The sequence below is a fragment of the Kitasatospora sp. NPDC004240 genome, assembly GCF_053603215.1.
On record NZ_JBSGFD010000280.1, the window covers coordinates 1 to 8334 of the forward strand.

Below are 8334 nucleotides of genomic sequence, written 5' to 3' on the forward strand. Positions count from 1 at the left end.
GGAGGTGCCCCCACCTCCGCCTTGCGATGCACGCACGGATGGGGGTCCCCCCGGCCGAAGGCTGGGGGAGCCGCGCACTGATCCGACGCGAATTGCCAGACAAGCCCTAGGCTGACCGTTATGTCCTGGTTCGCCGCGCTTCGAGACACCGCGCGGACCGGACTGACCCTCGACCGGGCGCTCACCGATCCGCAGCGGGCCGTCCGCGGGGCGGTGGCCGTGGCGCTGGTGCTCTTCCCGACCCTGGCGATCGCCGGGCCCGGCCTCGCCACCTCGGCGGCGATGGGCGCCTTCATCGCCGGCACCGCCACCTTCCAGCGCAGCTTCCGCCCCCGCGCCTCGCTCGCCGCCGCGGCCGGGATCGGACTCGGCCTCAGCACCTTCCTCGGCTACGTCGCGGCCGGCGTCCCCGGGGCCTTCCCCGTCCTGCTCGGGCTCTGGGCCTTCGGCGCCGGACTGACCTGGGCGATCGGGCCGACCGCCGGGGTGGTGGCCGCCAACACCCTCGCGGTGATGCTGATCGTCGTCCAACTGCCCGTCAGCGTGCCCACCGCGCTCGGCCACGGGCTGGTCGCCGCCGCCGGTGGGGCGGTCCAGGCGCTGGTCATCACCCTCTGGCCGATCGGCAGCTGGCGGGCCCAGCGCGACGCCCTCGCCGACGCCTACGCCTCGCTCGCCGACCACGCCCGCCGGCTGCGCCACGACCCGGTCGCGCACGTCGACCCGGCGCCGCTCATGACGGCCCGCCACGCCGCCGCCCTGACCCCCTGGCAGGAACGCCACCGGCCGCCCGAGATGCGCGGCCTGCGCGGCATCGCCGAACGGATCCGGCCCACCCTCGCCGCCCTCGCCGACCCCAAGATCGGCGCCCCCGCCGAGGGCCCCGAACGCGACCGGGCCCGGGCCGTGCTCGCCGCCTCCGCCGAGGCCCTGGACGCCCTCGCCCGGTCGGTGCGCACCGGCGACCCGCTCCACCTGCCCCGCTCCTCGCCCGCGCTCACCCTGGCCCTCCCGGCCGCCGGCGGCCCGGAGCTGCGCGGCGCCGCCCGGCGGGCCGCCCGACGGCTGGCCGGGCTGCTGCGCAAGGCCGCCGACACCCTGGAACGCGGCGACGAGGACACCGTCAACGCCCCGGTGGTCACCGGCGGCGAGCTGCGCAAGCCCCCGCTCTCCCGGATGCTGCCGGTGGCCCTGCGCGCCGTACGCCGCCAGCTGCGCCCGCGTTCGGCGGTCTGCCAGCACGCCGCCCGGCTCACCGTGGTCGTCCTGGTCACGTACGGGCTGACCCTGCCGGCCGGCTTCGAGCACGGCCACTGGGCGCCGATGACCGTCGCCATGGTGATGCGGCCCGACTTCGCCCAGACGTACAGCCGGGGCGTCGCGCGGCTGGCCGGCACCGCGGTCGGGGTGGCCGTCTCCACCCTGGTCGTCCAGCTCGCCGATCCCGGTGACCGGGTGCTGGCCGTACTCGCCGTGGTCGCCGTCGCCGGCGCCTACCTCACCCTGCGCACCGGCTACGCGCTGACCACGGTCGCGGTCTCCTCGTACGTGGTCTTCCTGCTCGGGCTGCAGGAGGGCGACCCGGTGGCCACCGCCGTCGAACGGGTCGGGCTCACCCTGCTCGGCGGCTCGCTCGCGCTGCTCACCTACGCGCTGTTCCCCACCTGGCAGACCGCCCGGCTCGGCGAGCGGCTGGCCGAGTGGCTGGCGGCCGCCGGGCGGTACGCGGCGGCGGTGACCGCGGCGTACGAGCGGCCGGGCGAGCGCCCGGGCGAGCCACGGGGGCAGCGCGGGGAGGAGGTGCGGGCGGCGCTGCTGGACTCCCGGGAGGCACGCTCCGAACTGCTCCAGGCGATGCAGCGGGCCGACGCCGAACCGGGCCGGCACGCCTCCGGGCTGCCCGGGGTGAGCCGGCGCCAGATCGACCGGGCCCGCGCCGCGGTCGGTCACCTCGGCCGGGCGGCCGTCCTGCTGGAGGCCCACCTGCCGGCCGGGGACGCCGATCCGGTGCCGGGCGCCGCCGTGTTCGCCGAAGAGCTGCGGCTGGCCACCGCGCTGGCCGCGGCGGCGCTGCTGACCGGCCGTCCGGTGGAGTTCAACGAGGTCAGGCAGGCCCGGGACCGGCTGGAGGAGCAGCTGGCCGCGGCGCCGGAGAGCGTGCAGCGGGAGGTGGTGCGGGCCGGCAGCACACTGCTGGTGCACGCCCTGCGCGACCTGGAACGGGCCCTGCGCGCGGGCGGCACCGCGGCCCGGGAGCCGGAGCCCACGGGCCGCTGACCGGCCCGGCGGCCGGCCCGACGACCGGCCGCAGCGGGATGGCAGAGTGAGCGGCATGGACGAGCAGATGACGCGCGGGTGGCGGGCCGACCTGGAGCGGCCCGGGACGGTGCTGCTGGACGGGTTCCACCCGCTGAAGCACGCGCTACGGTTCGGTGGGGCGGTCCGCCGGGTGCTGACCGCCGACCGGGCCGCGCTGCTGGCGCTCGCCGCCGAACTGGCCGAGGACGTCGTCCCCGCGCTGGACGCCCTCGCGGTGCAGGTGCCCGAGGCCGTGCTGCGGGACCTGGTGCCCCGGCTCCACCCGACCGGGGTCGCCGCGCTCGCCGAGCGGCCCACCACCGGGGCCAACCTCGCCGCTCTCGCCCACCGGCCCCGGCGGGCGCCGATCGTGCTGCTGGAGAACCCGCGCAACCTCGGCAACGTCGGCGCCGTGATCCGGCTCGCGGCCGGCTTCGGCGCCACCGGCGTGGTCACCACCGGGGACCTCGACCCCTGGCACCCCACCGTGCTGCGCGGCAGCGCCGGCCTGCACTACGCCACCGCGGTGGAGCGGCTGACGGTGGCGACCCTGCCCTCCGGGCCGCTGTACGTGCTGGACCCGGAGGGCGAGGACATCCGCACGGTGGCCTTCCCGGACGAGGCGCTGCTCGCCTTCGGCACCGAGCGGCACGGGGTCTCGGCGGAGCTGAAGGCCCGGGCCGACCGGCTGGTCGCGGTGCCGATGCGGCCCGGGGTGTCCAGCTTCAACCTGGCCACCAGCGTGGGGATGGGGCTGTTCCACTGGATGTCGGGGCGCCCGGTCGGCCCGGTGGCCTGAGCCGCGCGGCCCGGGCCGCGGGAAGGTGGGGCGCGGGAAGGCGGGCGCGGGGTCAGGAGAACAGTCGGCGCCAGGTGTCCGGCCCCGGGTAGCCGTCGGCCTCGGCGCCGCGCCACCCCAGCGACTCCTGGAACGCCCGGACGGCCCGCCGGTCGCTCTCCGTCCAGCGCGGGCCGGGCCCCTCCGTGTACGAGCCGCCGAAGCCCCTGGCCACCAGCCGCTCGCCGAGCTGCCGGACGTGCTCGTTGACCGCGCCGGGGAGGAACGCCTCCGGGCCGGGGAAGGCCGGTACCGTCCGGGTGCCCGGCGTGGTGGGGACGGGTGTGGTGGGGGCGGGCGTGGTGGCCGCCGGGGCGATGTCCCGGCCCCGGTGGTCGACCAGCAGGGCCCAGGTGTCCTTGCCCGGCAGCCCGTCGGCCTCGGTGCCGCGCCAGCCCTGGGCCAGCTGGAACTCCTGGGTGGCCCGCCGGTCCGCCTCGCCCCAGCGCGGCCCCGGACCCTCGCCGTAGAAGCGGGCCCCGCCGCGCTCGACCAGCATCCGGCCGAGCCTGGTGACGTCCGCGTTGTCGGCGCCCGGACCGAACCTGTCGGCGCCGGGGAAGGCCGTCGAGGCGGTGCCGTCGTCGCCGCCCCCGCCGGCCAGCCCCGTGAAGCGGTACGGGACGTAGGCGCCGGAGTGGTTCCAGTACGCGTACGGGGTGGCGCGCCTGGTCGCGCCCGGCGAGGTCTGCTCGTACGCCACGTACCGGGTGCGGGTGGCGTCGGTCCAGCCGCCGAAGAGGGTGACGTGTGAACCGGCCTGCGGGCTGGCCGGATCGTTGTACAGCAGGATGTCGCCGGGCTGGAGGTCCGCCTTGGTGATCCGCTCGGCGACGTCCGGCAGCGTCCAGGTGGTCCGGCTGCCGCCCAGGCCCCAGGCCATCGAGACGAACCCCGAGCAGTCCTGGCGGTAGCCGTCCGACCAGTAGCGGCTCATGCTGTACGGCACCCGCTGGTCCACCCAGCGCTGCGCCCGCTCGATGATCTGCGCCCGGGTGACCGGGGTGACCGGGGCGGCTTGCGGGAGCTGTGGGGCCGCCTGCGGGGAGACGGAGCCGGGGGCGGCGCCCCCCGCATCGGCCGGTGCGTCAGCGGCCGGGGCCTCGTCGGTCGGTCCCGGGGTCGGAACGGGGTTCGGGCCCGGTGAGGGGGCGGGTGCGGCGCAGGCGCCGGCCGCGCCCGCCGCCGACCCGCCGAGGGCGGTGCCCACCGCGGCCATCAGCACGGCGGCCCGTCGGCGGACGCTGTGGGCGGCCGCGTGGCCGCCGTCGCGCACCCGCGCGGAGCGCCGCCGGGCGCGCCGCCGGGCCGTGCAGCCGCCGCATATGCAGTCCTCGTCCGGTTCGACCTCGTAGAACTCCAGCAGCCGGGTCGGTCGGTCGGTTGGGGTCATTCCCGCCTCATTCCTGGTCGGTCCTGATCGGGCCCTGACGGCGCGACAGCACTGACGTTCCCATCGGGATTCCGCGTGTTATCGGGACCAAAGTCCCAAAGCGGACAGGCGTTCGGCGCGGCGGGTTGAGCCGGGAGGGTGACGGCCGTTCGGCGGGATGGCGCGGGGTGACCACCCGTCGGGCGGCGGTACGGGCATCCCGGGCCGCGGGGTGACGGTGCGTGAGCGGTGGGCGGGCCCGGCCGACGGGCGGTCAGCCGGCGACCGGCGGGTTGACCGGGGAGTACTCGGGGGCCGACCAGGTCAGCGGCGCGGCGTCGGCCAGCTCGACCACCCCGGTGACCGCGAGGTCCACCGCCCGCTCGGCGCCGGGCAGGCCCGCGGCGGCCCCGGCGGACCAGTCGGTGCGGGCCTCGCCGGTGATCAGCAGGGCCCCGCCGGTCTCCCAGTCCGGCAGCAGCAGGCCGGCGCGCGGGTCGAGCTCCAGATTGCCCAGGGTCATGAACATGCTGTTGCCGGCGTACTCGGGCCAGCGCAGCCGGTCGGGGGCGAGGACGGAGAGGAAGCCCGGGTTTCCGCCCCGGTGCGAGGCGTCCACCCGGCCCCCCGGGCCGGCGGTGGCCACGAAGAAGGTGTCGGCGGTGGCCACCGCGAGCTGCTGGGCGGTGGAGAGCGCCGGGCCGGTGGCGACCGCGCGCGGGGCGCCGGTGCCGGGGTGGTCGAGCGGGCTGCGGCGCTGGATGTACTTGGGGCAGTTGGCGTACACCTGGTCGGCGGTGATCACCAGTCCGCCCCGGCCGTCCGGGGCGGACTTCCCGTTGAGCCGCATCCGGCGCCGCCCGGCCGGGTCCAGGGCGATCGTGCCGACCTCGGCGGGCCCGGCCAGCACCCCGGCGAGCGGGTCGGCGCCGGCGGGTCGGGCGGCCACGGTCAGGGTGTGCTCGTCCGGCGCGCCGAGGAAGCCGGGCGCGCCGGTGAGCTGGGTCGCCCAGAGCCGCCCGTCCTCGTCGGCGGCGCCGAGGACCAGCATCCGGCGCTCGGTGAGGAAGCGGGCGGCCACGGCCGGGATGGTCCGGCCGATCGCGCGGCCGGAGTGGTCCGCCCGTTCCAGCCGCCCGGCGCGGGCCTGCGCGGCCCGCTCGCCCGGGTGGTACGGCGTGCTGGTGGTCATGGCGCGCTCCTCGGTCCGTACGGGCGGGTCAGGGCGGGTGCGGGTGGCGGGTGCGGGTTCGGGTTAGAAGAAGCCGCAGGTCGGGGCGGACTCGGTGGGGGCGGCGGCGCCGGTCTCCTCGACGCCCTTCGGGGTGTAGATCTCCAGCCGGATGCCGTCCGGGTCGGCGAAGAAGATCCCGCCGGAGCTCGCGCCCTCGCCGTGCGGGACCACGCCGTCGTAGGCGAACTCGGCGCCCAGCTCGCGCAGCACCCGCTCGGCGGCGCGGACCTCGTCCAGGCCGTCGACCTGGAAGGAGAGGTGGTGCAGGCCGGGGACGGCGGCCGAGAAGGTGCCCGCGCTCTGCTGCCAGAGGGTGACCACCAGCCGGCCGTCCCGGCCCAGCAGGGCGAAGCGGCGCTCGGGGTCGGTGTCCTCGGTGACGACCTCCAGGCCGAGGACGCGGCGGTAGAAGGCGATCGAACGGGCCAGGTCGGTGACGTTCAGGCCGATGTGGCCGGTCTGCAGGGTGGGCAGGGTCCGCTCGGCGGTCGGTGCGGGGGCGGTGCTGGACATGCCTGGTCACTCCCGTGGACGGTCCGTCCGGCCAGGCTGCTGCCTAACCGTTACTAAAGACGGTAGCGGTTAGGTTGTGAGGGCGTCAACCGGTATGGGCCGGTATAAGGGTTAGAAAATCCGGGCATGCCGAAGCCGCCCCCGGGAAGACGCGGAAGGCGGGGCGGGGGAGGGAAGGCGGGGCGGGGAACGGGCGGGAGGGGTTACTCCCACTCCCAGCGGATGCCGACGAGACCCGGCTGCTGGTCGGGCGCCAGGACGTGGGCGCTGGCGGACGCGCCGATCCAGAGCTGCTCGCGGCGGCGGTCGGCCTCCTCGCCGGGCGCGCGGTCGTAGCGCTCGCAGTGCACCGGGATGGCCGCCGGGTCGAAGTGCACCTGGAGCACGTACTCGCGCACCGGGGTGGCGAAGCGGCGGCTGTACTCCATGGTCTCGGCGCCGCCCGAGGGGATCTCCACCTCGTACTCGAACACCGTGCTGTCGCCGAGGCCCAGCGGGCGGTCCAGCATCAGCTCGCCGACGATCAGCCCGGTCTCCGGGCGCCGGCGGACCCGGGCCAGCCGGCCGTGCCGGACACCGGTGATCTCGGGACAGCCGGTGGCCTCCTCGTCGGCCTTGTGGACGACCAGGCAGCGGGTGACCCCGCTCACCGTGGCGCGCACCACCTGGCGCATCCGCAGCAGGCTGCCGCGCCGCTCGGCGTCCACGTAGTACGCGTCGTGGATGCTGAGCCGCTCCAGCTCGCCGGCGGGCGGGGCGTCCAGCTCGGCGAAGACGTCCGCGATCTCCTGCTCGCCGGGCCAGACGTCCTCCAGCCGCAGGTGGTAGGAGGTGTTGGCGGAGGCCGCCCAGCGTCCGCGCGGGCGGGGCGGGCCGAGCAGTGAGGAGAGGGTGCTGTGGGGCAGGCCGAGCAGCTCCTCCAGCAGGTGGACGGCGCGCAGCGAGCTGGCCCGCTCGGGCTGGCTGCGGCCGCGCCGCCAGTAACTCAGCGTCGTGACGCTGACCCTGACGCCGCGTTGGGCGAGTGCCGCGCGGATCCGGTCCAGGCTGAGGCCGCTCGCCTCGATCGCCAGGTGGAGGGTGTCGGCGAAGCCGCCGGTGGGGCTCGGCCGGCCGGGGGTGGAGGGCGCGGGCGTCGGGCCGGGGGCCGGGGTCGGAGCGGGGGAGGGTGGGGCGGGAGTGGCCGCGGACGGTGCCGCGGGCGTGGCCGAGGGTCCGTCGCCGGGGCTGGCCGGCAGCGGCTTCACCGAGCTGTGAGGAACCCTATGCACGGTCGAGAGGCTACGTCATCAATCGTGCGTAGGACAGTGGTCACGCGAGGTGATCCACAGGTGAGGGATCTTGAAACAGTTCGGAAACAGATGATCGGACCGGTCGTGGAAGCCCCCGGGAGTAAGCTCGGCGGGAGCCGAGGGGAGACCGATGAGCATCCAGACCGCAGACCCGCGGGACCCGCGCCCGCTGATCGGTGAACCGCTCGCCCTCGACCTGCTGAACACCCGGTGGACCGGCACCCCGGTCAACGATCTGCTCACCGGCACCGACGGCCTCGCGGTCTGGCTCTCCTCCGCCGGGCTGGCCGCCCGGGCGCCGGCCACCGAGGCCGCACTGGCCGCCGTCCTGGAGGCCCGGGAGGCGGTCGGCGCGGTCGTCCGGGCGCTGGAGGAGGGCGGCGTGCCCGGCGCCGACGAGCGGGCCGCCCTGAACGCGCTGCTCGGGCACGGACGGCTGCGGCGGGAGCTGGGCCCGGCCGGGCGGACCGACCACGTCGAGCCGGACGACCCGCGCTGGCTGGCCCCCTGGCTGGTCGCGGACGACCTCCTCGGCCTGCTGGAGCAGGGTGCGCACCGGATCAAGCGGTGCGCCGGCCACGGCTGCATCCTGCACTTCTTCGACACCTCGCAGAACGGGCGCCGGCGCTGGTGCTCGATGGCCGGCTGCGGCAACCGGGCGAAGGCCGCGCGGCACTACGCGAAGGCCAAGGCTTAGACCGACCGGCAATAGGGGGGTGGGTGAAGGAGCGGGTCGAGGGCCGAGTCCGGGCGGTGCCGACGAAGGAGCCATGGCGGAGCCCTGGTG

The 8334-nt window shown here is 76.6% G+C and carries 7 protein-coding genes; 3 read left to right on the forward strand and 4 right to left on the reverse strand.

What is annotated here, in order from left to right:
- The first annotated feature begins 120 nt into the window (after positions 1 to 120).
- Together ACWEQL_RS38850 and ACWEQL_RS38855 are read left to right on the forward strand one after the other, a co-directional pair.
- Entirely contained in the window at positions 121 to 2277 is a 2157-nt protein-coding gene (locus tag ACWEQL_RS38850) for an FUSC family protein (RefSeq protein ID WP_452155721.1), read from the forward strand.
- Between the two features lie 55 nt (positions 2278 to 2332).
- Positions 2333 to 3097, forward strand: coding sequence for a TrmH family RNA methyltransferase (locus ACWEQL_RS38855; RefSeq protein WP_452155723.1), 765 nt, complete (start codon positions 2333 to 2335; stop codon positions 3095 to 3097).
- Between the two features lie 52 nt (positions 3098 to 3149).
- On the opposite strand, the gene ACWEQL_RS38860 is transcribed toward ACWEQL_RS38855, so the two are convergent.
- The 4 genes from ACWEQL_RS38860 to ACWEQL_RS38875 all read right to left on the reverse strand — a co-directional run bounded on the left by ACWEQL_RS38860 (position 3150) and on the right by ACWEQL_RS38875 (position 7526).
- Complete coding sequence (locus tag ACWEQL_RS38860; protein ID WP_452155725.1) at positions 3150 to 4529, reverse strand: peptidoglycan-binding protein; 1380 nt, start codon at positions 4527 to 4529, stop codon at positions 3150 to 3152.
- Between the two features lie 253 nt (positions 4530 to 4782).
- Positions 4783 to 5700, reverse strand: coding sequence for a pyridoxamine 5'-phosphate oxidase family protein (locus ACWEQL_RS38865; RefSeq protein WP_452155727.1), 918 nt, complete (start codon positions 5698 to 5700; stop codon positions 4783 to 4785).
- 63 nt (positions 5701 to 5763) lie between these two features.
- Complete coding sequence (locus ACWEQL_RS38870) at positions 5764 to 6255, reverse strand: VOC family protein (RefSeq protein ID WP_452155729.1); 492 nt, start codon at positions 6253 to 6255, stop codon at positions 5764 to 5766.
- Between the two features lie 203 nt (positions 6256 to 6458).
- Positions 6459 to 7526, reverse strand: coding sequence for a hypothetical protein (locus tag ACWEQL_RS38875; RefSeq protein WP_452155731.1), 1068 nt, complete (start codon positions 7524 to 7526; stop codon positions 6459 to 6461).
- 151 nt (positions 7527 to 7677) lie between these two features.
- Between ACWEQL_RS38875 and ACWEQL_RS38880 the strand changes: the two genes are divergently transcribed.
- Positions 7678 to 8244 (forward strand): CGNR zinc finger domain-containing protein, encoded by a 567-nt coding sequence (locus ACWEQL_RS38880; protein ID WP_452155733.1) that lies wholly within the window; start codon positions 7678 to 7680, stop codon positions 8242 to 8244.
- Positions 8245 to 8334: the final 90 nt, after the last annotated feature.

What these genes read in the sequence shown, in the direction of transcription:
- ACWEQL_RS38860 (WP_452155725.1), bottom strand. Translation starts at nt 4,529, where the DNA reads ATGACCCCAACCGACCGACCGACCCGGCTGCTGGAGTTCTACGAGGTC.
- ACWEQL_RS38865 (WP_452155727.1), bottom strand. Translation starts at nt 5,700, where the DNA reads ATGACCACCAGCACGCCGTACCACCCGGGCGAGCGGGCCGCGCAGGCC.
- ACWEQL_RS38850 (WP_452155721.1), top strand. Translation starts at nt 121, where the DNA reads ATGTCCTGGTTCGCCGCGCTTCGAGACACCGCGCGGACCGGACTGACC.
- ACWEQL_RS38870 (WP_452155729.1), bottom strand. Translation starts at nt 6,255, where the DNA reads ATGTCCAGCACCGCCCCCGCACCGACCGCCGAGCGGACCCTGCCCACC.
- ACWEQL_RS38855 (WP_452155723.1), top strand. Translation starts at nt 2,333, where the DNA reads ATGGACGAGCAGATGACGCGCGGGTGGCGGGCCGACCTGGAGCGGCCC.
- ACWEQL_RS38880 (WP_452155733.1), top strand. Translation starts at nt 7,678, where the DNA reads ATGAGCATCCAGACCGCAGACCCGCGGGACCCGCGCCCGCTGATCGGT.